Annotated in this window: 1 pseudogene; it reads left to right on the plus strand. The window is 75.8% G+C overall.

Features of this window, described 5'->3' with window-relative positions:
• Window positions 1-248: pseudogene (locus RG959_RS24700) on the plus strand (phosphoglucosamine mutase); the annotation flags it as partial.

Consider the following 248-nt stretch of genomic DNA (forward strand, 5'->3'; position numbering starts at 1 on the left):
GGCCCAGGCCGCCGCGCACGTGCTCGGCCAGGACGCCCGGGACTCCGGGCGACGACCCACCGCGGTCGTCGCCCGGGATCCCCGCGTCTCCGGCGAGTTCATCGCGGCGGCCGTGGCCGCCGGCCTCGCGAGCTCCGGCGTCGACGTGTTCGACGCCGGGGTCATCCCGACGCCGGCCACGGCCTACCTCATCGCGGACTTCGACGCCGACTTCGGCGTGATGATCTCCGCGTCGCACAACCCCGCTC

Source organism: Domibacillus sp. 8LH (assembly GCF_038806185.1).
Lineage (GTDB): Bacteria > Bacillota > Bacilli > Bacillales > Domibacillaceae > Domibacillus > Domibacillus indicus_A.